2 protein-coding genes are annotated in these 715 nt (G+C 66.2%); both read right to left on the bottom strand.

All coding sequences use genetic code 11. The annotated features are described in order from the left end of the window. The coding region (locus AC1D1T_RS32885) for an ABC transporter ATP-binding protein (protein WP_477993558.1) at window positions 1–460 on the bottom strand (460 nt) is incomplete at its 3' end. 125 nt (window positions 461–585) lie between these two features. Further along, window positions 586–711: a hypothetical protein gene (locus AC1D1T_RS32880; protein WP_477993559.1), complete on the bottom strand. Its 126-nt coding sequence runs from the start codon at window positions 709–711 to the stop codon at window positions 586–588. Window positions 712–715: the final 4 nt, after the last annotated feature.

Raw genomic sequence — 715 nt, 5'->3', positions numbered from 1 at the left:
CGCCCGGCTTGCGCACGATCGCGCGGCCGATGGCCACGCGCTGGCGCTGGCCACCGGACAAGGCCTTCGGCTTGCGCTCCAGCAGGTGCTCGATCTGCAGCACCTGCGCCGCGCGGCTCACGGCCGCGCGCATCTCGTCCTTGGAATAGCCGGCGAGCCGCAGCCCGAAGGCCATGTTCTCGGCGACCGTCATGTGGGGGTAGAGCGCATAGCTCTGGAACACCATCGCGATGCCGCGCTTGGCCGGCGGCACGTCATTGACGAGTTCGCCGCCGATGTAGAGCTCACCCGCGGTGATGTCCTCGAGGCCGGCGATGCAGCGCAGCAGCGTCGACTTGCCGCAGCCCGACGGCCCGACGAACACCAGGAACTCGCCGTCGCGGATCTCCAGGTCCACGCCGTGCAGGATCACGACGTCGTCGAACGCCTTGCGCAGGGCCTTCAGCTGGAGATCGGCCATGGATTGCTCACGTTGTCGTTCCTGGATGTCGGAAGTCACAAGTCAAAAGGGCCGGCTTCTCAGCCGGCCCGTACTGCTCTCAACTCAGCATTTCAGCAAAACCGAGTCTTCAAACCGTCCCTCTATCAGAACCAGATTTCAGCCTGGGCACCATAGGACGTGCCCTTGGTGTCGCCGTTGGCGCGGTTGGTGACGCCGGCGCCGCCGTTCTCGGCCGCGTTGGCCGCCGCGTTCCACTTGGCCGTCGTCACGTAC

Source organism: Rhizobacter sp. P2_H3, assembly GCF_056403355.1.
The sequence above is the reverse complement of the archived record's forward strand: the minus strand, read 5'-3'. Positions and strand labels throughout refer to the sequence as shown.